General features: G+C 44.3%; 20 protein-coding genes. 14 read left to right on the top strand and 6 right to left on the bottom strand.

The window, feature by feature from the left end; translation table 11 throughout:
• Position 1 precedes the first annotated feature (1 nt).
• Positions 2 to 172, bottom strand: a complete 171-nt coding sequence (locus tag QS795_RS13045; RefSeq protein WP_154602431.1) for a DUF2496 domain-containing protein — start codon at positions 170 to 172, stop codon at positions 2 to 4.
• A 10-nt stretch (positions 173 to 182) separates the two neighbouring features.
• The gene (priC, locus tag QS795_RS13040) at positions 183 to 731 is read right to left on the bottom strand and encodes a primosomal replication protein PriC (protein ID WP_154602432.1); all 549 of its coding nucleotides are present in this window, start codon (positions 729 to 731) and stop codon (positions 183 to 185) included.
• Positions 732 to 874: 143 nt separating this feature from the next.
• Here priC and apt point away from each other — a divergent pair, with 143 nt between their 5' ends.
• The 9 genes from apt (at position 875) to QS795_RS12995 (ending at position 11,304) form a co-directional block, all read left to right on the top strand.
• Positions 875 to 1,426, top strand: coding sequence for an adenine phosphoribosyltransferase (gene apt, locus QS795_RS13035; protein ID WP_036952557.1), 552 nt, complete (start codon positions 875 to 877; stop codon positions 1,424 to 1,426).
• Between the two features lie 118 nt (positions 1,427 to 1,544).
• On the top strand, positions 1,545 to 3,491 hold the full coding sequence (gene dnaX / locus QS795_RS13030) for a DNA polymerase III subunit gamma/tau (RefSeq protein WP_154602433.1): 1,947 nt from the start codon (positions 1,545 to 1,547) through the stop codon (positions 3,489 to 3,491).
• 43 nt (positions 3,492 to 3,534) lie between these two features.
• Positions 3,535 to 3,864: a YbaB/EbfC family nucleoid-associated protein gene (locus tag QS795_RS13025; protein WP_006659291.1), complete on the top strand. Its 330-nt coding sequence runs from the start codon at positions 3,535 to 3,537 to the stop codon at positions 3,862 to 3,864.
• Positions 3,864 to 4,463, top strand: coding sequence for a recombination mediator RecR (recR, locus tag QS795_RS13020; RefSeq protein ID WP_154602434.1), 600 nt, complete (start codon positions 3,864 to 3,866; stop codon positions 4,461 to 4,463). Before QS795_RS13025 ends, recR begins: the two co-directional genes overlap by 1 nt.
• Before the next feature lie 352 nt (positions 4,464 to 4,815).
• Complete coding sequence (gene htpG, locus QS795_RS13015; RefSeq protein WP_272521395.1) at positions 4,816 to 6,690, top strand: molecular chaperone HtpG; 1,875 nt, start codon at positions 4,816 to 4,818, stop codon at positions 6,688 to 6,690.
• A gap of 192 nt (positions 6,691 to 6,882) precedes the next feature.
• A complete protein-coding gene (adk, locus tag QS795_RS13010; protein ID WP_036952549.1) occupies positions 6,883 to 7,527 on the top strand; it encodes an adenylate kinase in 645 nt (214 codons plus the stop codon).
• Positions 7,528 to 7,668: 141 nt separating this feature from the next.
• Positions 7,669 to 8,643: a ferrochelatase gene (gene hemH, locus QS795_RS13005; protein WP_154602436.1), complete on the top strand. Its 975-nt coding sequence runs from the start codon at positions 7,669 to 7,671 to the stop codon at positions 8,641 to 8,643.
• Between the two features lie 111 nt (positions 8,644 to 8,754).
• Positions 8,755 to 9,882 (top strand): LPS O-antigen length regulator Wzz(fepE), encoded by a 1,128-nt coding sequence (gene wzz(fepE), locus QS795_RS13000; protein WP_286271343.1) that lies wholly within the window; start codon positions 8,755 to 8,757, stop codon positions 9,880 to 9,882.
• Between the two features lie 108 nt (positions 9,883 to 9,990).
• Positions 9,991 to 11,304 carry an inosine/guanosine kinase gene (locus QS795_RS12995; RefSeq protein ID WP_036952541.1) on the top strand — a complete coding sequence of 438 codons (1,314 nt, stop codon included), beginning with the start codon at positions 9,991 to 9,993 and terminating at the stop codon, positions 11,302 to 11,304.
• Between the two features lie 86 nt (positions 11,305 to 11,390).
• Here the strand turns inward: QS795_RS12995 and eutH are convergent, their stop codons facing one another.
• Together eutH and QS795_RS12985 are read right to left on the bottom strand one after the other, a co-directional pair.
• Positions 11,391 to 12,641 carry an ethanolamine utilization protein EutH gene (eutH, locus tag QS795_RS12990; RefSeq protein ID WP_036952538.1) on the bottom strand — a complete coding sequence of 417 codons (1,251 nt, stop codon included), beginning with the start codon at positions 12,639 to 12,641 and terminating at the stop codon, positions 11,391 to 11,393.
• Between the two features lie 35 nt (positions 12,642 to 12,676).
• On the bottom strand, positions 12,677 to 14,116 hold the full coding sequence (locus QS795_RS12985) for an FGGY family carbohydrate kinase (protein WP_286271344.1): 1,440 nt from the start codon (positions 14,114 to 14,116) through the stop codon (positions 12,677 to 12,679).
• Positions 14,117 to 14,358: 242 nt separating this feature from the next.
• On the opposite strand from QS795_RS12985, the gene QS795_RS12980 reads away from it, so the two are divergent.
• The 4 genes from QS795_RS12980 (at position 14,359) to QS795_RS12965 (ending at position 18,265) form a co-directional block, all read left to right on the top strand.
• Positions 14,359 to 15,759, top strand: a complete 1,401-nt coding sequence (locus QS795_RS12980) for an NAD(P)/FAD-dependent oxidoreductase (protein ID WP_318626528.1) — start codon at positions 14,359 to 14,361, stop codon at positions 15,757 to 15,759.
• A complete protein-coding gene (locus QS795_RS12975) occupies positions 15,756 to 16,985 on the top strand; it encodes an NAD(P)/FAD-dependent oxidoreductase (RefSeq protein ID WP_286271346.1) in 1,230 nt (409 codons plus the stop codon). The genes QS795_RS12980 and QS795_RS12975 overlap by 4 nt, the downstream gene beginning before the upstream one ends.
• Before the next feature lie 35 nt (positions 16,986 to 17,020).
• A complete protein-coding gene (locus QS795_RS12970) occupies positions 17,021 to 17,797 on the top strand; it encodes a DeoR/GlpR family DNA-binding transcription regulator (protein WP_154602441.1) in 777 nt (258 codons plus the stop codon).
• A 114-nt stretch (positions 17,798 to 17,911) separates the two neighbouring features.
• The gene (locus QS795_RS12965; protein WP_286271347.1) at positions 17,912 to 18,265 is read left to right on the top strand and encodes a DUF1937 family protein; all 354 of its coding nucleotides are present in this window, start codon (positions 17,912 to 17,914) and stop codon (positions 18,263 to 18,265) included.
• 74 nt (positions 18,266 to 18,339) lie between these two features.
• On the opposite strand, the gene ybaL is transcribed toward QS795_RS12965, so the two are convergent.
• Together ybaL and QS795_RS12955 are read right to left on the bottom strand one after the other, a co-directional pair.
• On the bottom strand, positions 18,340 to 20,082 hold the full coding sequence (ybaL, locus tag QS795_RS12960) for a YbaL family putative K(+) efflux transporter (RefSeq protein WP_286271348.1): 1,743 nt from the start codon (positions 20,080 to 20,082) through the stop codon (positions 18,340 to 18,342).
• Between the two features lie 296 nt (positions 20,083 to 20,378).
• Entirely contained in the window at positions 20,379 to 21,593 is a 1,215-nt protein-coding gene (locus QS795_RS12955; protein WP_154627543.1) for an MFS transporter, read from the bottom strand.
• Positions 21,594 to 21,876: 283 nt separating this feature from the next.
• On the opposite strand from QS795_RS12955, the gene ushA reads away from it, so the two are divergent.
• Positions 21,877 to 23,547, top strand: coding sequence for a bifunctional UDP-sugar hydrolase/5'-nucleotidase UshA (ushA, locus tag QS795_RS12950; protein ID WP_286271349.1), 1,671 nt, complete (start codon positions 21,877 to 21,879; stop codon positions 23,545 to 23,547).
• Positions 23,548 to 23,578 lie beyond the last annotated feature (31 nt).

Here is a 23,578-nt window from a genome sequence, read left to right as displayed (position 1 = left end):
GTTAATTACCATTCTGACAGGCTGCTTCGGCGGCCTGTTTGTTGAGATAATCCTGCTTAACTATCTCTAATGCTTTCAGGACGGTATGGGTATCGACTTCAGCCGATTCTAATAAGTAAATTAAATCTACCGCGAGCTGAGTTTCGAGTGGTGCAGTGTCCAGTGTTTCCATTCACGATCCTCTAATCAAAAAATTGGTTTTCTTGGTGCTCGATGGCTTTTTCAATACGCATTAATGCTTGTCTACAGCGGTATAAGCGCCCGGCTAACGCGGCGAGCTCTTTTTGGCACTGGTGCTGTAAATGTGAGTCAGTTAAGCCACTTAAATAGAGTTCTTTTTCGCTTACCATTGCTTGTAAACGGCGTTCATAATCTTGATGTTGTGATAAACGTTCATATAAATCAACCTGCTCCTTTTTCGTCCGAAAAGAATCTTCTTTTTCCCGTAATCCTTGAGTGGAGAGTTCGCGGGAAATAGCTTGCATTTGATGCACGATTTTTTCGGTTAAAAAGTTCACTTGCTGGGCATGGTTTAGCGAAACGCTATTACACAATTGCTGATACAAGGTATTGAGCTCTTTCTGGCAATCACCCAGTTTGGTGGATTTATGGCTAAATAGCTGCATATCAAATCGGGAGTGTGAAAACTCATGGTCTTTGATGGGGGCGACGCGCTCAGCTAACTCATCAATCTGCTTTTTCAATGCCTCTAACAGAGCCTGTGTTTTCATTTTTTATTCTCAATAAATGTGAAAAGTGGCGGAATATTGATATCCAACAATAAAACTTACAGCAAATAGACGGCTTCTTATTGCATTTTTATGGTAGTTTGCATAGATTCTACCCTTTCGTATTTACTATATTGGTTTTTATTATGACCGCTAAAGAGCAACAACTGCAATTGATTAAAGAAAGTATCGCGACTATCCCTAACTATCCAAAAGAGGGTGTGCTGTTTCGCGATATTACCACACTGTTAAATGACCCGGCGGCTTATCAAGCGACAATCGATATGCTGGTTGAGCATTATCAAAACAAAGGTGTGACCAAAATTGTTGGTACTGAAGCCCGTGGTTTCCTGTTCGGCGCTCCTGTTGCATTACGCTTAGGCGTAGGTTTTGTGCCTGTGCGTAAAAAAGGCAAATTACCGCGTGAAGTTTTAAGTATGACGTATGATCTGGAATACGGCACCGACACTCTGGAAATCCACAAAGACAGCATTACCGCACAAGACAACGTGCTGGTGGTGGATGACCTGCTAGCAACTGGCGGTACTGTCGAAGCGACCGTGAAAATGATCAAACAGCTAGGCGCAAAAGTGGTGGATGCTGCTTTCGTTATCGGACTGCCAGATTTAGGCGGCGTTGAGCGTTTAGCAAAAGAAGGCGTTACTTCCTATAGTCTTGTTGAGTTCCCAGGCCACTAATCTGCTCCGCACTCTTCTTACTATTTTTACTGCAGTCTCGCCCAATGGGTTGAGGCTGTGGTAGCATGGTACTATTATTATATTTATCAATGTCCCATGTTGAATAACAGTGGAATCCATGAGCTATCAGGTACTTGCCCGTAAGTGGCGCCCCCAAAAATTTTCAGACGTTGTTGGTCAGCAGCATGTGTTGACTGCACTTGCTAATGGGCTAGAGCACCAACGGCTTCATCACGCTTATCTTTTCTCGGGTACCCGCGGTGTCGGGAAAACCACGATCGCCCGCTTGTTTGCCAAAGGGTTAAACTGCGAAACGGGGATCACGGCAACACCTTGCGGAAAATGCGCCAACTGTTTGGAAATTGAACAGGGGCGATTTGTTGACCTGATTGAGATTGACGCGGCATCACGCACTAAAGTCGAAGATACGCGAGAATTACTGGATAACGTTCAGTACGCACCAGCGCGTGGTCGCTTTAAAGTCTATCTTATTGACGAAGTTCACATGTTGTCGCGCCACAGTTTTAATGCGTTGCTTAAAACACTGGAAGAACCACCGGAACACGTCAAATTTTTACTGGCGACAACCGATCCGCAAAAACTGCCTGTCACGATTTTATCCCGCTGCTTGCAGTTCCATCTAAAAGCGTTGGATGTCCCACAAATCAGCGAACAGCTTGAGTTGATCCTAAACGCGGAAAATATTGAGCACGATACTCGCGCTCGTCAGTTGATTGCCCGCGCCGCAGACGGCAGTTTGCGTGATGCATTGAGCTTGACTGACCAAGCAATTGCCATGGGGCAAGGTAAAGTCACTGCGGATATCGTTAGCCAAATGCTGGGCACACTTGACGATGAGCAGCCGCTCGCCATTATTGAAGCCTTAGTTCGTGCTGATGGTCTTGGTGTGATGGCCCAAGTCGAGCAAGCTGCTTCCCGTGGCGCTGATTGGGAAAACTTACTGGTTGAAATCCTCTCTCAGCTTCACCGCATCGCGATGATCCAACTACTGCCCGCGGAACAAGAAACCGATCCTTCCTCCACGGAAGGGCGCCTAAGACAAGTGGCACGATTAATTTCTCCAGCGGATCTTCAACTTTTCTACCAAACCTTGCTGGTGGGGCGCAAAGAACTGACATTCGCGCCAGAAAGACGCATGGGCGTGGAAATGGCGCTATTAAGAGCGCTAGCCTTCCACCCAAAGAGCATTATTGAAGAAGTGGAATTGCCGCCGAAATTAGTTTCAAGCGCGCCGACGTCCACTTTTCAGCCAGAGCCAGCACCATCAACGGTAAGACGCCCGGCCCCGCAGCCTGCGAGCGCAGAGAACTTACCGGAAAATAGCCCAACATTGCAGCTATTAAAAGCCAGACAGGCACTACAAACGCCACAAAGTGAGGATCCGAGTCCAAAAAAGACTCATCCGGTGACGTCCGAAAGGGCTAAGCCGGCGGTTTCAGCACTTGAACGGCTGGCCGCGGTAACCAGCAAACATCAGCAAAATGTGATGGAAAAAGCGTCACAGAAGACAAAGCCTGCGAAGCCGAAGCCTTACCAGTGGAAGCCTCAAAATGGTGAAGTTCTTGACGCAAAAGACGCAGTAACAACGCCAACTGAAATCAAAGAGGCGTTGGAATATGAGAAAACCCCTGAATTAGCAATAAAAATCACCGAAGAAGGGCGCGAGCGTGATAGTTGGTCAGGGGAAATTGCGCAATTAAATATTCCGAAGCTAGTTGAACAATTGGCTTTGAATTCATATAAAGAAGAATTGGATGAGTCGCAAATTGTATTGCACTTGCGCTCTGCTCAACGCCATCTTGATAAACCTAACGCTCTCAAAGCGTTGCAAGACGCGTTGAGTGAACATTATGGTCGCCCTGTTGAACTGAAAATCGTTCACGATGATAATACGGCGGTGAAAACGCCGCTGGAGTGGCGTCAGGCGATTTATGAAGAGAAACTGGCGCAAGCCCGTCAGTCTATTATTGCGGATAAAACAATTCAAAAATTGCGCGCCATGTTTGATGCGCAATTGGATGAAGAGAGTATTCGCCCCGTTTAACGCTACAGTTGCGAATCTGTAGCCTCAGTTGTGAGAGAAAACTATGTTTGGTAAAGGTGGATTGGGTAACCTGATGAAACAGGCCCAGCAAATGCAAGATAAAATGCAGAAAGTTCAGGAAGAAATCGCTCAACTCGAAGCTACTGGCGAATCTGGTGCTGGCTTAGTCAAAGTGACCATCAACGGTTCACATAACTGCCGTCGTGTTGAAATCGATCCTAGCCTGTTAGAAGACGACAAAGATATGCTGGAAGACTTGATTGCTGCGGCATTCAACGACGCAGCTCGTCGTATCGAAGAAACGCAAAAAGAAAAAATGGCTAGCGTATCTAGCGGTATGCAACTGCCACCAGGCTTTAAGATGCCATTCTAATGCAAACGAGTCCGCTTCTTGAATCATTGATGGAAGCGCTGCGCTGTCTCCCCGGTGTGGGACCCAAGTCAGCGCAGCGAATGGCTTTCCAACTTCTGCAACGTGACCGTAGTGGCGGAATGCGTTTGGCTCAGTCTCTGACTCGTGCAATGTCCGAAATCGGGCATTGCCGCGATTGCCGCACATTTACTGAGCAAGACACCTGCAATATCTGCGATAACCCGCGCCGTCAGCAAAATGGGCTGATTTGCGTGGTGGAAAGCCCCGCAGATATTTATGCTATTGAGCAAACCGGTCAATTCTCAGGTCGCTATTTCGTACTCATGGGGCATCTGTCACCATTAGATGGCATTGGACCGATGGATATTGGGCTAGATAGGCTCGAAGAGCGACTTGCATCGGAAAACATCACTGAAGTGATTTTGGCGACCAACCCGACAGTAGAAGGGGAGGCGACGGCGAACTATATTGGGCAGATGTGTGCGCAGTATGGGGTGGCGGCGAGCCGGATTGCGCATGGGGTGCCTGTCGGTGGGGAGTTAGAGATGGTTGACGGAACCACCCTTTCTCACTCGTTGGCGGGACGCCAACGGCTCTAAAGTCCTCGTCATTCTTTGCGCCGTAGCGTTGTTGTCTTCATGCATCAACCCTAGTCACATACTTGTGTATGCTCCCAGGGATTAATGCATTCGACGCCTAGCTACGGCACAAATTATTTAGAGGATGATGGTGGGGAGTTGTTTTTAAAATTTAAAGGCAAACCCCTCAAAGCAAAAACCTTAATTCAAAACCTTCAAAGCAAAGCATCGTAGTTTTTGGTAATTTCCTTTCGTTTAGATTAATTTGGCGGCTAATTTGTGGTTAGTGGTTGAATTCTATTTTTTTGTCCCCAAATTAGTTTCCATCGATAAGTCAAAACTAACTATTAGATTGATGATATAGAGGCGATTAATGAGTATGAAAGGACAAGAAACTCGTGGGTTTCAATCAGAAGTCAAACAACTGCTACAGTTGATGATCCACTCTCTTTACTCAAACAAAGAAATTTTTCTGCGTGAGCTCATTTCCAACGCATCCGATGCGGCGGATAAACTGCGTTTTCGTGCATTATCTAAGCCTGAACTGTATGAAAATGACGGCGAACTGCGTGTGCGTATTAGCGCAGACAAAGACAAAGGTACGCTAACTATCAGTGACAACGGCATCGGTATGAGCCGTGAAGAAGTCATTGAAAACTTAGGTACTATCGCTAAATCAGGCACCAAATCATTCTTAGAATCATTAGGCAGTGACCAAGTCAAAGATAGCCAAATGATCGGCCAATTCGGTGTGGGCTTCTACTCCGCATTTATCGTTGCCGATAAAGTCACCGTACGCAGCCGTGCAGCGGGTGCTGATGCGAGCGAAGGAGTATTCTGGGAATCTGCTGGCGAAGGTGAATACACTATCGCAGATATCGAAAAAGCCGATCGCGGAACCGAAATTACCCTGCACTTACGTGATGACGAAAAAGAGTTTTTAGATAACTGGCGCTTACGTTCCGTTATCAGCAAGTATTCTGACCATATTGCGCTGCCCGTTGAAATCGAAGAGAAAAACGAAGAAGACGGCACGGTTACTTGGGAAAAAATCAACCAAGCGAAAGCGCTGTGGACTCGCAGCAAATCTGAAATCTCAGACGAAGAGTATATTGAGTTCTACAAGCATATCTCCCACGACTACGCTGACCCATTAACGTGGGCGCATAACCGTGTGGAAGGGAAACAGGAATATACCAGTCTGCTGTATATTCCATCTCAAGCCCCATTTGATTTGTGGAACCGCGACCAGCGCCACGGTTTAAAACTGTATGTTCAACGCGTCTTTATTATGGATGATGCTGAGCAGTTCATGCCTAATTACCTGCGCTTCGTTCGTGGGGTATTGGATTCCAACGATTTACCGTTGAACGTTTCCCGTGAAATTCTGCAAGACAGCGCACTGACTCGCAACTTGCGCAGTGCACTGACAAAACGTGTTCTGCAAACACTGGAAAAATTGGCGAAAAACGACGCAGAGAAATACCAAACTTTCTGGCAGCAATTCGGGCTGGTTATGAAAGAAGGCCCTGCGGAAGATATGGGCAACGGTGAAGCGATTGCAAAACTGCTGCGCTTTGCAACCACCCATAACGACAGTAGCGTACAAAATGTTTCGCTGGAAGACTACGTAAGCCGCATGGTGGAAGGTCAGGATAAGATTTACTTTATCACTGCCGATAGCTACGCTGCCGCGAAAAGCAGCCCGCATTTAGAGCTGTTCCGTAAGAAAGGCATCGAGGTTCTGCTGTTATCCGATCGCATTGACGAATGGATGATGAACTACCTCTCTGAGTTTGATGGCAAACAGTTCCAATCTGTGAGCAAAGCTGATGAGTCGTTAGACAAGTTAGCGGATGAAAACAAGGCTGAGCAAGAAGAAGCCGAGAAGCAGTTAGAGCCATTTGTTGAGCGCGTAAAAACCTTCTTGGGCGACCGTGTGAAAGAGGTGAAACTGACTCATCGTTTAACCGATACACCAGCCATTGTGACCACAGATGCGGATGAAATGAGCACCCAAATGGCGAAATTATTCGCGGCTGCGGGTCAAGCGGCGCCAGAAGTGAAATATAACTTCGAGCTGAACCCGAGCCATGCATTGGTGAAAAAAGCGTCTGAAGTGGAAGATGAAAGCGTGTTTGCAGATTGGGTGGATGTACTACTCGACCAAGCCTTGCTGGCAGAACGCGGTACGCTGGAAGATCCAAACTTATTCATCAAAAAAATCAACGAATTACTTTTAAAGTAGTCCATTAAGGTATTTTCGTTTTCGAACATAAACCACGTAAAAAAGCGATTTTTTGCGTGGTTTTTTTCTTTTGCGAAAAAAGATAAATGGGAAAACGTTTACGTGTCTTCTTGAGTCAGATGCCATGCTAATGGTATGGTAGAGCGTTTTCTTTTCAAATTATAAAAAACTAAATAGCAAGGGGTTTACGCAATGCGTATCATTCTGCTTGGCGCTCCAGGCGCTGGTAAGGGCACTCAAGCTCAATTTATTATGGAGAAGTTTGGGATCCCTCAGATTTCAACCGGCGACATGTTACGTGCCGCTGTAAAATCAGGGAGCGAATTAGGTTTACAAGCTAAAGAGCTGATGGATAACGGCAAATTAGTGACTGATGAACTGGTTATCGCATTAGTGAAAGAGCGCATCAAACAAGATGACTGTCGCAATGGCTTCTTGTTGGATGGGTTCCCGCGTACCATTCCTCAAGCGGATGCAATGAAAGAAGCAGGCATCAACGTTGATTACGTTTTAGAATTCGATGTTCCTGACGAAATCATTGTTGAGCGTATCATTGGTCGCCGTGTTCACGCACCATCAGGTCGCGTATACCACGTCACTTTCAACCCACCTAAAGTTGAAAACAAAGATGACGTAACTGGCGATGAATTAACTATCCGTAAAGACGACCAAGAAGACACGGTTCGTAAACGTTTGGTTGAATATCATGCACTGACAGCGCCATTAATCGCTTACTATCAAAATGAAGCGAAAGCGAGCAGCACTCAGTACTTCAAGTTAGACGGTACTCGCAAAGTGACTGAAGTGAGCGCAGAGTTAGCAAAAATTTTAGGCTAATTTTTCTGAGCGTGATCTAAATAGATTCAAATAAACAAGGCAGCGCAAAAACGCTGCCTTTCTTTTTGTGCCACAAGTTGGCAAAATTAGTTACTAAAATCTGTTATTGTTGGGAATAATTATCAATTAGGAGCTGTTCTAATGTTAGAAAAAAAATATGGAATTCTATTGGTAAATTTGGGGACACCCGATGCCCCAACAACAACAGCCGTTAAACGCTATTTAGCTGAATTCTTGACTGACCCGCGTGTTATTGATGTTTCCCCATTGATTTGGAAGCCGATTTTACATGGCGCTATTTTGCCAATCCGCGCTTCCAAAGTAGCAAAACTTTATGGCTCAATTTGGATGGATGAAGGTTCGCCATTATTGGTTTATTCACAGCGTCAGAAAGAAAAATTATCTGCATTTTTTCCTAATACGCCGATTGAGCTGGGAATGACTTACGGCTCGCCGTCAATAAAGAGTGCTATCGACAACTTGATTGCACAAGATGTGACGGAATTAGTGGTTTTACCGCTGTATCCACAATATTCATGCACCACGACTGCCGCGGTTTATGAAGCCATCACTCGCGCCTTTAAACCGATGCGGACTATCCCGTCAGTGCAGTTTATTCGCAGCTATGCGACACACCCAGCGTATATTCAAGCCTTAGCGGAATCTATCGAAGCCAGTTTTGCGGAACATGGTGAGCCGGATAGGTTAATCCTCTCTTTCCACGGTATCCCGCAGCGTTACTGCGATTCAGGGGATATTTATGATAAAGAATGTGAGCAAACCACAGAATTATTAAAGCAGGCCCTGAAATTTCCAAGTGACCGAGTGTTAATGACTTACCAATCTCGATTTGGTCGTGAACCGTGGTTAAGCCCATACACGGATCAGACGATGAAAAAGCTACCGTCAGAGGGTGTTAAGTCAGTGCAAGTGGTTTGCCCAGGGTTTTCGGTGGACTGTTTAGAAACATTAGAAGAAATTAGCGAGCAAAATAAAGAATTTTTCTTACATAATGGTGGTGAGCAATATCGTTATATTCCTGCACTGAATGACAGCGATATCAGCATCAATATGATTCAGTTAATTCTGAAAAATCACTTAGAAAGAGTGATTTGATAGGTAATTTCATAAAGAAGGTTAATGGTTATATCCAAAACTTAAATTTTGACTATAATTATGACCTCAATATTCAATGGTACAATTTAGAGTGCGTTGTTTGGAATTAACATGACTGAAAAAACCAATTTATCTCCAGAATTAAAAAAACAGCTAGAGCAAGATCCGCAATATAAATTGCAGCACAATGATGAGATCGATCTCATGGCGCTGGTAGCGGTTCTGTTCAAGAATAAGTTATTGATTATTATTGCAACAGTCATTGTTACCGCACTGAGTATTGGGGTTGTCAAAATGTTACCTCAGAAGTGGACGAGTGAAGCGGTTATTATTCCGCCAACGTCTGAAGAGGTAAAAGAAGCTAATGAATTTTCAGCACGCTTAAATGCATTAGGCATGGAAGTTGACTTGGGTTCTCAGCGTATTTATAACGAATTTATCGTTCAATACCGTTCTAAAGTTAACCAAGAAGCCTTCGTTAAAAGCACCGATTATTTTAAAACACTGCTTGATAAACTCGAGAATAAAAATGATCCTCTCGAGGTTCAACGCTTAGTGAATCGCATCATAGCGGATTCGATTAAATTGAAATACAACGGTAAAGAAAAAGACAGTGATGATAGCGACGTCGTTCTGTCATTTACCGCGCCAACAGCGGTTGAAGCGCAAGATTTAATGGATGGGTATATTCGCTATACGGCGAGTATTGTCCGTAAAAGAATGAAAACTGAAGTGGATAATGCGATTGCACGCCAACTGATTTATAGCGTTGAAGCATTAAAACAAGATACCAACAAAATTCAGATTTCTTATGATGTTAAAATTGAGCGTTTAAAACGCGCTATTACCATCGCGAAAGCCGCCGGAATTACACGTCCTATTGCAAGAGACTCAGTGGCAATTAATGATGACCCTGATTACCCAATTGCATTAGGTTCAGAAGCGTTAGAAGAAAAATTGGGCATTGAGTTAAAGAACCGCGACTTAGCGCTGATCAGTGAAAAACTGCAAAATGCAAAAGTCTATATTGAAAACTTAAACTCACTCACAACTAAAGAATTAGATTTTGAGCCAGTGAGATTTATCCTGACTCCGGATTTACCGATTACTAAAGACTCACCTAAATCGATGCTTATCGTGGCATTAGGCGCTATTCTTGGCTTTATTATGAGCTGTGCGTTTGTACTAGGTCGTGACCTGTACCGTAACTATAATCAGCAAAATACTCGCCGTAAGTAATCACTCTAAAGCGTTATAAATACCTAACCGGCACCTTTTTATCGAAGGGTGCCGGTTTTGTTTTATCGTGTTAGAATACGGAAATGTTCCTTTTTTAATGTTCCCAATATGAAATTCCCCGGTCAACGCAAATCTAAACATTACTTTCCCGTCTCTCTCAGAGATCCTCTTTTACAACCGATGAAAGAGATGCTCTCTGATGATGAAAACTGCAAATCGTATATTGTGGGCATCGACCAAACGCTCGTCGATATTGAAGCCAAAATTGATGATGAATTTATTGAACGTTATCAATTAAGTAAAGGTCACTCTTTAGTTATCGAAGACGATGCGGCTGAAGCGCTCTACAAAGAGCTCACCGATAAGAAACTGATCACCCATGAGTTTGCAGGCGGTACGATAGGAAATACGCTTCACAATTACTCTGTCTTAGCCGATGACCGCTCCGTCTTATTGGGCACGATGTGCAACAATATTCAGATTGGTAGTTATGCTTATCGCTACCTCTGCCATACTTCAAGCCGTATGGATCTAAACTACCTACAAGGGGTAGATGGCCCTATCGGGCGTTGTTTTACGCTCGTGACTGATAACGGTGAACGTACGTTTGCGATTAGCCCGGGGCATATGAACCGCTTACACCCCGATAGCATTCCTGAAGAGATTATCGCAGGCGCATCAGCGCTGGTATTAACGGCTTATTTAGTGCGTTGCAAGCCGGGGGAAACCATGCCGGATGCGACGATGCAAGCTATCCATTATGCGAAAAAACATAATGTTCCCGTGGTACTGACATTGGGAACCAAGTTTGTTATCGCTCAAGACCCGCAATTCTGGCGTGATTTCCTTAAAGATCATGTCTCCGTGGTCGCCATGAACGAAGATGAGGCCTTAGAATTAACCGGCTTTAGCGATCCCCTATTGGCATCTAATATGGCGCTGGATTGGGTTGACCTTGTTTTATGTACCGCAGGGCCTTCAGGGCTGTATATGGCAGGTTTTACAGAAGAAGAATATAAACGTAAAACTCAGCACCCACTACTGCCGGGAGCCATTGCTGAATTTAATCTGTATGAATTTAGCCGCGCGATGCGTATGCAAGATTGCAAACAACCTCGTCGAATTTTCTCTCATATTGAACCTTATATGGGTGGCCCCGAAAAAATCATGAACACCAATGGCGCGGGTGATGGGGCGTTATCTGCGTTACTGCATGATATTACGGCGAACTCTTATCACCGTTCAAATGTGCCGAATTCCAGTAAGCACGAACGCCAATATCTCACTTACTCCTCGCTGGCGCAGGTGTGTAAGTATGCGAACCGTGTGAGTTATCAAGTTCTTTCTCAGCATTCACCGCGCTTAACCCGCGGGCTACCAGAAAAAGAAGATAGCTTAGAAGAGTCCTATTGGGATCGCTAACTTGAAGTTGGTAGTTAGAAATAAATAACACAGAAATAAAAAACACCTCGAATGAGGTGTTTTTGTTTTTATCATGATGAGAACGATTAAGCTTCTTTGGCGATCCCCGCAGGGTGCTCAGCTTTAACAGCCTCAACGGCTTTTTCATCTTCTTGTTCATAGCGCATAGCTTGTGGAACAGAGATTTTAATCGCAATAAATACCGCTAAGAAACCACCCACTAATTTACCTAACAGGATTGGTAGTACCAATGTTGGTTGGAAGTTTGCGGTAAAGGCTAAGTGGTCGCCAATCGTCGCTTGAGCACAGACCCCAAAGGCCACGCACAATACTTTATCCCTTGCACGCATTTCTTTGAATAAGTGGTAAGTTGCAATGATATTTGCCATCACCATGATGAAACCCAGTGAACCTGTATCGCTCAGCTTTAATCGACGGCTGAGTGCGCTGACTAACGGTTTGCAGTAGCGTTGGAACAGGTAACAGATAGGGAATGTACCTGCGAGCATGATCCCGATATAACCTGCAATCTCGATCGCACGGAATAATTCATTTTGATCGGCAAATAACGGATCGAATCCCCAAGCCCCAAAGACTTTACTAAATACGCCGGTAAAATGTTCCACAATGGAGAAGGCTAATACTAATTTTACGAATGCATCCATGATCTTACCGAAGATCAAAAAGCCCGTAACCATTAACATTGGACGATATTTTAAGCCCGCTGCCAGCAAGAAACAGAAAACGAATAGCGGCATTAAATATTGCAGCATCGTCAAGAAATCAAGGGTGAGTTGATGCGTGGCGGGGGAGTTCGTCGAAATAATATCGCGAACCGGGATATTATTGAGTGTGATCAACAGCAATGAAGCCAGTACCCCGAATGGGATTGAGATCAATCCTGCCATTGCCCCTAAGGCTAAATATTTGTGATCTTTACGGTTTAACATCGTTAAACCAACAGGGATCAGATAAACAATGGTTGCTCCAGAGGTATAACCGATCAACATCGCGGTGATCCACATATCGCGATTTGTAGTTAAGGCATCGGCTAACTGATATCCGCCCATATCCACAGCGATAATAGACAGCGCTGCAATGGAGACATCTGAGCCTACTGAGCTAAATACTGGCCCTAGGATGTAAGATATTAATTGTGAAAGTAGCGGAACGGCTGCCATGATCCCAGCTTGAGCGAGAAACACGGGACCAATAGAAAAAATACCGTTTACAAACTCTTTTCCGAGGTCGCTGGCAGGCCTGACAATCGATGCAACGGCACCAATCACGGCACCGCACATGATTAAGTAGATAATATAGTTTCCGAATTCGGCCATAGTAGGGTTTCCTTTCTTTTTTATTGTTGGAAGAATTAATTTCTGAGCTGGCGAGAACGGGCAATAATGTCGCGATACTGTTCCATTACACCTTGCATGTTGGTTCCATCAGGGCGTGTGACGCTAGTATTGCGTCGTATCGCCATTTCATGGCTTATTCCCAAACCTTTACGAGCAAGCAAGGCAGCCCCGAGTGCTGTGACTTCACGATTTGCTGGTGCTTCAATATTTTTTTGTAATAAATTAGCTAAAAACTGCTTAAAGTACTGATTTGACGATAACCCTCCATCGACTGAAATGGACTGACCTAATGGAGAGATTTTCTCCATTGTGAAAATAACTTCGGCGGAGCGGGCGGCGATTCCTTCTAAGACCGACTGCATCATATCTTTCTTATCGGTATCTAATGAGAGTCCCGCCCATAAGCCAGCAGCGCTGCGATCCCAATAAGGGCAGCCTAAGCCTGAAAGTGCAGGTACAAACGCTAAACCACGTTTAATCGCGGGCTCATCGCGAAAATCTGAAAGCTCATCAAAATCCTCAAATAGACCGATTTTACGTGCCCAGTTGATTGCCGAGGCGGCGTTATACACACCACCATCTAAACCGAAAACAGGGGCTTCTCCTGGAAATTTCCAGCAAAGTGTGGGTAATAATCCGCTTTGATGAGTTTGTGGGATATAGCTTCCCGTCAAGGCTTGCAAAAATGCGCCAGTACCAAAGGTAATCTTGGCATCCCCTTTTTGGCGACAACCATGGCCAAAGGTTCCTGCAAATTGGTCGACAATAATCGCGGTGACTGGCGTGAGATGCCCGTCGAGATTGACGGAGCCAAAGTCACCAATATTGTCGCGCAGTGGTGGCAAGCAGTGGATTGGTACACCAAAAATCTCACACAGCTGTGGATCCCACTCTAGCGTATGAATGTTGAGTAAAGAGGTACGTGATGCGGAGTTATAATCCGTCACAAAAACATCGCATAAACGATCAAGGAAAAATGCATCCATAGTGCCTATGCGTAGACGATTTTTATCCGCAAGGGATTTGGCCCCCACCACATTCTCCAAAATCCATCCCATTTTGCTGGCCGAGAAATAAGGATCTAAGGGCAGCCCCGACTTTGCTTGGACAAGCGGCTCAAGTCCCGCCTCTTTAAGTTGCTGGATGGTTTTTTCAGTACGCAGATCTTGCCAAACAATTGCGTTATAAAGGGGGCGCTTAGTCTGAGCATCCCACGCAACAATACTTTCGCCTTGGTGACAAATACCAATAGCATCAACGACTTCACAACTATTCAGACACTTAATGATGTTCGTTAGGATCTCTTCAGGATCGTGCTCAACCCAACCACTGTTTAAGGTGATTTGCTTGTGTGGAATACTCATCGGGGAATAGTAATGGCCGCCTTCTTCAAAGACGACGACCCGGGTTCCCGTTGTTCCCTGATCGATAGCGGCATAACGTTGATTGAGCATCGCTGAATTTCCCAGTGTTATAAATGTTGTAAATAGGTTTGTTTTTTTGCTTACTATCGTTTAATCGGAAATAAAATCCACAAAAAACTCACAATAACTTCTGTGAATGTGAGAACTGTCACAATAAGATAACAATGTGAGAAGTTTTTGGAGTGTTATTGTGGTTTGTGTTGTTTTATGTGTTGTGGTTGTGGGAATTATGTGGTTTTATGTGTCCAAGTTTTATATTAAGGATTTCAGCCATGAATGCTAATAATAAAAAAATGTGGGATGTCATTGTCATCGGTGGGGGTGTCATTGGCTGTGCAGTGACCCGAAAATTCACATTGATGGGCGCTAAAACACTGCTGTTAGAGCGTGGTGGCGATATTTTATCAGGAGCAAGCAAAGCAAATAGCGCGTTGTTACATACCGGTTTTGATGCCACACCAGGGACATTAGAATTGGAATGCATGCAAGATGGGTATCAGGAATTCATTGATATTAGAGAAAAAATGAACTTGCCGTTACTCAAAACTGGCGCGTTAGTCGTGGCTTGGAACGAAGAGCAGCTCAATAAGTTGCCGGGCATTGTAGAGCAAGCACACACTAACAACGTCATGGATGTGGGCATGATAGATAAAGAAGAGCTTTATCGTCGAGAGCCCCATTTGGCTGAAGGTGCGCTGGCAGCGGTTGAGGTTCCGGGGGAATCGGTGATTGACCCATGGAGCACGCCGCTGGCGTATTTAACTCAAGCCGTGAAGCACGGTGCAGAATATCAATTCCACTGTGAAGTGACTGCGGGTGAGCTAAATGCGGGAATTTGGACATTATCCACATCAAAAGGTGAATTTTCTGCCCGATTAGTGATTAACTGTGCCGGTATTAATGGGGATATTGTGGAATCGATTTGCCACCCATCACCATTCGAAATTAAACCGCGCAAAGGTCAGTTTTTGGTATACGACAAAGTGGCTGCGGCCGATATCAATGCGATCATTTTGCCTGTACCCACAGCGATTACTAAAGGTGTTCTGTTATCGAAAACCATTTTCGGTAATTTACTGTTAGGCCCAACAGCGGAAGAACAGCAAGACCGCTGGAAAGCGGAAGTGAAGCAAGAGGTTTTGCAAGATTTAATCGACCAAGGCTCACGGATGTTGCCATCACTGCATAATTACAGTGTGACGGCCACCTATGCGGGATTACGTCCCGCCACGGAAGAAAAATATTATCGAATTAATGATTACCCCGAAAGGCAGTGGATATGTGCTGGGGGAATTCGTTCAACGGGCTTAACGGCAGCGTTGGGGGTCGCCAATCACTTAGGGAAACTTTACCAAGAGAATTTTGACGCATTATTTGAGCTATCACCGCCAACTGAATTAATTTGGCCTAAGATGCCGATGCTCTCTGAATATGATGAGCGTGATTACCAATGTAAAAATAATGGCGGCATTGTGTGCCACTGTGAGTTAGTGACTCAACGAGAAATTGAAGCCGCGTTTGATTCTGACATTCCACCAGAATGTTTAGGTGCACTTCGTCGTCGAACTCGCGTCATGATGGGGCGTTGCAACGGTTTTTATTGTAGTAGTCAGGTCGCTGAAATTATTAACGACCGCTTTGACAATACCTTAGCGATGGAGGCAGTGAAATGAGCTTAAATTACGATGTGATCATTATTGGCTCAGGGCCGGCAGGTATCGCGGCAGCACAAACATTGCGTCGCCGTGGTATTCACAATATTGCGATTTTAGAGCGTGAAGCCCACGCGGGTGGTGTCCCTCGTCATTGCCAACATCCCACTTTCGGTTTGTTAGTATTCAAACGCCCAATGAAAGGCAACCAGTTTGCGGAAAAAATTGTTAAAGACTTGGGCGATACACCAATACTAACGCGTTGCACTGTGACGCAATTACAACCTAATGGCACTTTAACAGTCACAACACCAGATGGGGTGGTTGAAATGCGCGGTAAGCGTATTTTGATTGCCACAGGCGTTCGAGAAACTCCACGTCATCCTCGATTGGTGTCAGGCTTACGTCCTCAAGGTATTTTAACAGCGGGTGCACTGCAGCAATTTGTCTATTTAAAAGGGCAAAAACCGTGTTTAAACCCGGTGATCGTTGGTAGCGAGTTAGTCAGTTTCTCCGCATTATGGACATTAAAAAATGCGGGCGTAAAAGCCAAAGCCATGATTGAAAGCGGCGAACGAATTCTGGCATTCAAACCTGCCTCATTGTTTGCTAAAGCCATGGGAACGCCAGTGTATGTGAATAGCAAAATTACGGAAATTGGTGGGTTAGAGCGCGTGGAATATGTGATGGTGGAAACCGCAGGACAAATACGCAAAATTGAGTGCGACTCTGTGATTTTCACCGGGGGCTTTGTGGGTGAAAATACGTTAATTCGTAAAAGCCACCTGAATTTTGAGGCCAATACAGGCAAACCCGTCACTGACCAGCGTAGCCGCTGTTCGGATGGCAGCTATTACGCGGCGGGTAACATGCTACATCCTGCGGATATGGGGGATCAGTGCTATCAAGAAGGGGTGATCACCGGCGGGTATATTGCGGATGATTTATTAGCTAATCATCATCAAATGGATGTACAGCAAGGAAATAGATTGCCGGTTCGATTTGCTGAGCCAATTCATTTTACAGTACCTGCATGTATTAATATGTCCGAAAATACGGCGAAAAATGTGGATTTCAACATTCAAGTCAACACGGCAATAACGGGAACAATCCGTGTGATGGCGGGCAATACCGTGCTGTATGAAAAGCGTCGTCGCTGCTTACCGACTCGTCGTATTTTGCTGAAAAATATCGATTTAACAAAAATCCAAGCGAGTGCTACTGAAATTACTGTCACTGTTGTATAGTGCTGGAAATGTTAAATGGTCAGAAGGATTAAACTATGTGTGAGGGACGCTCCTCAAAAGTACGACACCAAACCATCATTGAGATGTTATCGACTCAAGGTCAGGTGTATGTACAGGAGCTTGCAACGCATTTTAATGTGGCGCAAGAAACTATCCGCCGTGATCTGAGTAAGCTTGAAACTCAAAAATTATTAAAGAAAGTTCACGGTGGGGCTGTCAATATTCAGTCCAAATTTGAGCGTAATTTTACAGAACGAGCGCAAGCTGCTGTTGATGAAAAGAAAGCGATAGCAGCAAAAGCAGCGGAATTAATTAAGCCCGGAGACACACTGTTTATTGATTTTGGTACGACGACCTTTGAGTTTAGCCAACGCATTAAGTCGATTGATAATATTACGGTGATAACAAACTCACCGTTGTTAGCGAGCACATTGCAGGAAAACCCGACCATCGAAACGATTTTGATTGGTGGGCAATTTAATGCGGCACAAAATGCCTGCTTAGGCGCAATCGCATTAAAGAATATTACGGAATTTTTCGCGGATTATGCGGTTATCGGCGCTGGTGCTTTTCATCCTCAGCATGGTGTAATGGATCAACACGTTGATGAGGCAGCCATTGCGCAAAAAATGCAGGAAAATAGCGATAAGCTGATGGTGTTAGCTGATGGAACAAAAGCCCATAAGCATGCGATTAATTTTGTGGCAGGATGGGAGAATATCGATTATCTCATTACTACCACTAAAGACTTTAAATTAGCTGAAAATAAAAAGCGCCCGAAAACCAAAATTATTATTGCAGATATTCTGTAAGCCATAAAAATCAAAGTATTACTCATTTAATTTATACCCTATGGAGAATAATTCATTTATTTTTCATAGGATTACTTTGCTTAAAATTCGTTAAATACGACACTAGGAATTAAAATGAAACTCTATTTTATTGCGTGCCCATACTCTGATCCTGATAGTAATGTTGTGGAAATGCGTTTCCAAGCTTGTACCCAATATGCCGCGGAATTAGCGCTTAAAGGAATTGCAACTTATAGCCAAATTACTATGACTCATCCAATCAACCAGTACTTAGCCTCTCAAGGGCAAAAAGTGGCATGGTCAGAGATTGATATGGAGTTTTTAAAGCGTTGTGATGGTTTGATTGTTCTGACGCTGGCGGGATGGGAAAAAAGCGGTGGTGTTGCCGCAGAAATTCAATTCTTCAAAGATAAAGGTTTACCTGTGTGGACTGACAGTGAATTTGCTGAAAAAATGCTGAATTCATAATAAAAAAAGCCGTAACGTTAATCAGTTACGGCTTTTTTGTTTTCAATTAAAAATAAACTTAATTGATAATGAACTTAGTGGCTCGGTTTTAGATATTCATCCAAATTTTTACCATCTGAGTTGTGATTATCCTTATCATCCGGGATAGCACAACCAAATTCGGCCACATCATTGCACATTAACGTGGTGATAGATTTTGCAATCTCATGTTCACCAATAATAATGTGGTCTGCACCGCGCTCTCTAATAAAGCTGACTTCATCATCATAGTGGGCGCGTACGACCACGGTGATATTCGGATTCAGCTCTTTGGCGGTAGCCACAATTTCACCTGCTTCATAACCGTTTGGAATGGTCAGTAACAGGGATTTTGCACATTCAATGCGGGCCAAGCTTAAGATATCTTTACTTGCACCATTACCTAAGATGGCACAGAAACCATTTTCAGCCAGCTCTTCAAAGCGTGCACGGGTATCTTCAACCACAACCAATGGGATTTCACGACGACGCAGTTTATCAGCCAGCATGCCGCCAACACGACCGTAACCCACTATCACTGCATGACCACAAATATCCACAGGGATCTGAGTCTCTTCTTCCAGTGTTTCTTCCAGAAGCTGTTCTTCGATGGTCTCGGTTTTTTCCAGATATTTATCCAATAGGCTGAATAACACTGGGTTTAACATGATAGAGACAATCGCACCAGCTAATACCAAGTTTTGCGCGTCTTTATCCATGACTCCGAGTGCTAGACCCATACCGGCCAAAATAAAGGCAAACTCACCAATTTGTGCCAAGCTGACAGAAATGGTTAATGCGGTACGGCGTGAGTGCCCAAACATTCGTACGAGCACCAGCGCGGCGGCGGATTTACCAATGATAATGATACCGAGAACAGCGAGGATCCCTAACGGTTGCTCAATGAGAACCACTGGGTCGAATAACATCCCGACAGACACGAAGAACAGTACTGCAAATGCATCACGTAACGGTAAAGTGTCCTGAGCCGCACGATGGCTCAGCTCTGATTCATTTAGCACCATGCCTGCGAAGAATGCACCTAGTGCGAAGGAGGCGTCAAAAATCGCGACAGCAGCATAGGCGATACCTAATGCAAGCGCTAAAACCGCAAGCGTAAACAGTTCACGGGAACCTGTTGATGCCGTGCGAGATAAAATCCATGGGATAACTTTTCGCCCGATGACAATCATAATGACAATAAAGGCAATGACTTTACCTATTGTCCATCCAAGGCTCATGGCTAATTCGCCAAAACTGGCTTCATTGCTATCCATGATCCCTGCGGCAGCAGGTAACAGCACCAAGGCGAGAACCATGGCTAAGTCTTCAACGATCAGCCAGCCAATAGCGATTTGCCCGCGTTGGCTTTCAATCAGTTGTCGCTCTTCAAGTGCGCGTAGTAATACAACGGTACTGGCGGTTGAGAGACAGAGACCGAAGACAATTCCCGTAAATATGCCCCAACCGAATAACATCGATAAGCCAAGGCCTAATAAAGTCGCGACGGCTATTTGAGCGATGGCGCCGGGGATGGCAATCGCTTTTACGGCTAATAAATCTTTTAATGAGAAATGTAGACCAACACCAAACATCAAAAGAATAACCCCAATCTCAGCGAGTTCAGGGGCTAGGGTGGTGTCTGCAACAAAACCGGGGGTAAAAGGACCCGCTAACACACCCGCGGCAAGATAACCGACAAGTGGCGAAATTTTTAAGCGCTGCGCGAGCATGCCTAATATATATGCAAGGGCGAGACCACCAACAATGGTTGTAATTAAGGGCGTTGAATGCTCCATTAAGTCTCCTCTGGTTTGTTTATGAATAGAAAGGTGGGTACATGCCTTTGGCTTTCAAAATGTTGATGACGTTAATCACCATTTTGAAATACAAATTGCGTGTTCATCTATTTTAGCGGTTTTGAAAACAAATTTCTTTAAAAAATTGACTGGTTTCTAAAAAAAAATCGAGCTGATAGGGCTAAATCGTTACAAGCTTTTTATTTTAGTCATTTTTATGGAAGTCTTTTGTGAAATAAAGGAAGGGTTATCCATACTTATGAAAACATAAGTATGGATAAAATAAGGTAATAAGGCTATTTGTTGTTTATATTTGGTAACAATACAGTAAAAATACCCAATAATGGTAGAAAGGCACAATATTGATAAACTTGCTCAATACTGGTTTGGTCTGCAATATGACCCAAGACAGCAGCACCAACGCCTCCCATACCAAAGGCTAAACCAAAGAATAGCCCTGAAACCATCCCCGTTTTACCTGGGATCAATTCTTGAGCGTACACCAAAATCGCCGAAAATGCTGAGGCTAAAATCATTCCGATAATCACCGTCAGGACGCCGGTCCAGAAGAGTGACGCATGAGGTAAAATCAACGTAAATGGGGCAACTCCAAGGATAGAAAACCAGATAACATACTTGCGTCCAATTTTATCGCCAATAGGGCCACCAATCATGGTACCCGCCGCAACGGCGAATAAAAATACAAACAAGTGAATTTGGGCGTTTTGTACCGAAACACCAAACTTATCGATTAAATAGAAAGTGTAGTAGCTGCTAATACTCGCTAAATAGAAATATTTTGAGAAAATTAAAACTAATAAAACGCTGAGAGAGCCAATCACCACTTTGCGAGGCAGTACTTTAATTTCTCCGTGAATAACGGGTTTTTTCTTTGCTGCGCGATGCTGCTGTTTATACCAACTGCTAACCTGCAAAAGAATAATAATGGCGAGTAGTGCTGCGAACGAGAACCAGCCGATGTTGCCTTTGCCATAAGGTTCAATAATCAGTGCAGCAAGTAGAGGGCCTAATGATGCGCCGAGGTTGCCACCCACTTGGAAAAAGGATTGTGCTAAACCATGGCGACCACCGGATGCCATCCTCGCCACCCGTGAAGATTCAGGATGGAATACAGAAGAACCAGTACCCACTAACGCGGCAGCGATTAAGATGGTTGGGAAGGTTTCAGCCATCGCTAATAATAGTAAGCCCGACAAGGTAAAGCTCATGCCTATTGGCAAAGAGTAGGGTTGTGGGTGCTTATCGGTGTAATAACCAATAATCGGCTGTAAAAGTGATGCCGTGACTTGGTAAGTGAGGGTGATCATCCCAATTTGAGCGAAGCTTAGGGAAAAATCAGATTGTAATAGGGGATAAATCGCTAATATTAGCGACTGGATCATGTCATTCAGTAAGTGGGAGACACTGATTGCCGTCAAAATACTGAAAACGGTTTTTCCCGTTTTATTAGCGGGTTTGGCGCCGCCATTCGCTGCTGTTTGCTCGCTCATCATCGTCACTTTAGTTTGTTGCGTAATTGTAACCAATATAACTAATATAGAAATTATTTAAATGGCAATATGAGTGGCATGGGCAAATTGGTGGAAAATATTAGTCGATCCAGATCTCATTTCTTTGTAACAGCGTTCTGTTTGTGCATAGCCGCTCAGATCTTGCCATCATTTTTATGCTATAAGACTGAGTCTATTAACACATGGCTTATTACCTCATAAGCTTATTACGCATAAAAAACTACGTAATCGGTAGAGATTTCTATACCAGCAGGGAGAATGTATGAAACTGACATTTAAGGCATCCGCATGCGCATTAACTGTCTCGTTAGCGCTGCTACCCGCAGCGATGGCAAATGCGTGGGAAAAAGATAAAACCTATAACATCACTATTTTGCATACTAACGATCACCATGGTCATTTTTGGCACAATGAAAAAGGTGAGTATGGCTTAGCGGCACAAAAAACCGTGGTTGATGAAATTCGTGACGAAGTTGCGAAGCAAGGTGGCAGCGTTTTATTACTCTCGGGTGGGGATATTAATACTGGTGTACCAGAGTCTGACTTACAAGATGCCGAGCCTGATTTTAAAGGGATGAATTTAGTGGGCTACGATGCGATGGCGCTTGGTAACCACGAATTTGATAACCCGCTAGAAGTTCTGAAGCAGCAAGAAAAATGGGCAACATTCCCATTTTTATCTGCCAACATTTATCAAACCAGCACAGGCAAACGTCTGTTTAAGCCTTATCAGGTTTTTGATAAGCAAGGCGTGAAAATTGCAGTTCTGGGTTTAACCACAGATGACACGGCAAAAATCGGTAATCCGGCAAACTTCCCTGATGTTGAATTCCGTGTTCCTGCCGCTGAAGCTAAAAAAGTGGTGGAAGAGTTACGCGCAACAGAGAAACCGGACATTATTATCGCAGCAACCCATATGGGGCATTACGATGACGGCAAACATGGCTCTAACGCACCAGGTGATGTTGAAATGGCGCGTAGCTTACCTGCTGGCTATTTAGATATGATAGTGGGTGGTCACTCACAAGACCCTGTTTGTATGTCTCAAGAGAATAAAAACTACAAACAAGAAGACTATGTGCCGGGAACGCCATGTGCGCCAGACAACCAAAATGGCACCTGGATTGTTCAAGCCCATGAGTGGGGTAAATATGTGGGTCGTGCCGATTTTGAATTCAAAAACGGTAAATTCACCTTAAAACACTATCAGCTGATCCCAATTAACCTGAAGAAAAAAGTGAAGAAAGACGACGGTTCATCGGATTACGTCTACTACACACAGGAAATTGCACATAACCCTGAAATGACAAAATTGCTAACCCCTTATCAAGATAAAGGTGACCAGCAATTAGGCGTGAAAGTCGGTTCAGTGGAAGGCAAGCTAATGGGCGACCGTAATAAAGTGCGCTTTGAGCAAACCAATATGGGGCATTTACTGCTGGCGGCTCAAAAAGAGCGTGCAGGGGCGGATTTTGCCATCATGAGTGGCGGCGGCGTGCGTGATTCCATCGAAAGCGGCGATATCACCTATAAAGATGTCCTGAAAGTTCAGCCATTTGCTAACGAATTAGTGTATGTGGACTTTAAAGGCGAAGAAGTTCTGCCGTACCTGCAAGCGGTCGCTAACATGAAACCTGACTCTGGTGCTTACGGCCAGTTCTATAATGTGAGCCTGACTCTGAATGCGGATGGCACAATCAGCGACGTGAAGATTGATGGCAAGCCAGTCGATAAGAATAAAACTTATCGTATGGCGACGTTAAACTTCAACGCGATTGGCGGCGACGGTTATCCAGCTATCGATAATCATCCAAACTACGTTAATACGGGCTTTGTGGATGCGGAAGTGCTCAAAGGTTATATTGAGAAACATTCCCCATTAAAAGCTGCTGATTACGAGCCAAAAGGCGAGATTGTTTATAAAAATAAATAATCGGTAATGAGTATGAAAAAGCCCCTTGATT

Origin of the sequence: Providencia zhijiangensis (genome assembly GCF_030315915.2) — a bacterium.
Taxonomy (GTDB): domain Bacteria; phylum Pseudomonadota; class Gammaproteobacteria; order Enterobacterales; family Enterobacteriaceae; genus Providencia; species Providencia zhijiangensis.
The sequence above is the reverse complement of the archived record's forward strand: the minus strand, read 5'-3'. Positions and strand labels throughout refer to the sequence as shown.

Coding starts and splice junctions, on each gene's coding strand:
- recR (WP_154602434.1), top strand. CDS start 3,864: ATGCAAACGAGTCCGCTTCTTGAATCATTGATGGAAGCGCTGCGCTGT.
- QS795_RS13045 (WP_154602431.1), bottom strand. CDS start 172: ATGGAAACACTGGACACTGCACCACTCGAAACTCAGCTCGCGGTAGAT.
- ushA (WP_286271349.1), top strand. CDS start 21,877: ATGAAACTGACATTTAAGGCATCCGCATGCGCATTAACTGTCTCGTTA.
- apt (WP_036952557.1), top strand. CDS start 875: ATGACCGCTAAAGAGCAACAACTGCAATTGATTAAAGAAAGTATCGCG.
- dnaX (WP_154602433.1), top strand. CDS start 1,545: ATGAGCTATCAGGTACTTGCCCGTAAGTGGCGCCCCCAAAAATTTTCA.
- QS795_RS12955 (WP_154627543.1), bottom strand. CDS start 21,593: ATGAGCGAGCAAACAGCAGCGAATGGCGGCGCCAAACCCGCTAATAAA.
- htpG (WP_272521395.1), top strand. CDS start 4,816: ATGAGTATGAAAGGACAAGAAACTCGTGGGTTTCAATCAGAAGTCAAA.
- QS795_RS12970 (WP_154602441.1), top strand. CDS start 17,021: ATGTGTGAGGGACGCTCCTCAAAAGTACGACACCAAACCATCATTGAG.
- hemH (WP_154602436.1), top strand. CDS start 7,669: ATGTTAGAAAAAAAATATGGAATTCTATTGGTAAATTTGGGGACACCC.
- ybaL (WP_286271348.1), bottom strand. CDS start 20,082: ATGGAGCATTCAACGCCCTTAATTACAACCATTGTTGGTGGTCTCGCC.
- QS795_RS12975 (WP_286271346.1), top strand. CDS start 15,756: ATGAGCTTAAATTACGATGTGATCATTATTGGCTCAGGGCCGGCAGGT.
- QS795_RS12985 (WP_286271344.1), bottom strand. CDS start 14,116: ATGCTCAATCAACGTTATGCCGCTATCGATCAGGGAACAACGGGAACC.
- QS795_RS13025 (WP_006659291.1), top strand. CDS start 3,535: ATGTTTGGTAAAGGTGGATTGGGTAACCTGATGAAACAGGCCCAGCAA.
- adk (WP_036952549.1), top strand. CDS start 6,883: ATGCGTATCATTCTGCTTGGCGCTCCAGGCGCTGGTAAGGGCACTCAA.
- QS795_RS12965 (WP_286271347.1), top strand. CDS start 17,912: ATGAAACTCTATTTTATTGCGTGCCCATACTCTGATCCTGATAGTAAT.
- eutH (WP_036952538.1), bottom strand. CDS start 12,641: ATGGCCGAATTCGGAAACTATATTATCTACTTAATCATGTGCGGTGCC.
- QS795_RS12980 (WP_318626528.1), top strand. CDS start 14,359: ATGAATGCTAATAATAAAAAAATGTGGGATGTCATTGTCATCGGTGGG.
- priC (WP_154602432.1), bottom strand. CDS start 731: ATGAAAACACAGGCTCTGTTAGAGGCATTGAAAAAGCAGATTGATGAG.
- QS795_RS12995 (WP_036952541.1), top strand. CDS start 9,991: ATGAAATTCCCCGGTCAACGCAAATCTAAACATTACTTTCCCGTCTCT.